Raw genomic sequence first — 235 nt, forward strand, 5'->3', positions numbered from 1 at the left:
AGGTGTGGCATTAGTGCTTTGCGGTGAAAAAGCCAAACCTGCTATACAACTGTTTGAAAGTTTGGCTGAAGCTATGTATAAACTAACCGAGCTGGTTATGAAACTGGCACCTTATGGTGTTTTTGGTTTAATGGCTTGGGTAGCTGGTAAGTATGGTTTAGATGTCCTAGTGCCATTAATCAAAGTGATTGCCTTAGTTTACATTGGTTGCTTAATTCATGTGCTCGTGTTTTGT

General features: G+C 40.0%; 1 protein-coding gene. It reads left to right on the forward strand.

What is annotated here, in order from left to right; translation table 11 throughout:
- On the forward strand, window positions 1–235 hold a 235-nt coding region (locus tag SB749_RS20945; RefSeq protein WP_410712014.1), incomplete at both ends, for a cation:dicarboxylate symporter family transporter.

The organism is Brevibacterium sp. SIMBA_078, from assembly GCF_046534565.1.
Taxonomy (GTDB): domain Bacteria; phylum Actinomycetota; class Actinomycetes; order Actinomycetales; family Brevibacteriaceae; genus Brevibacterium.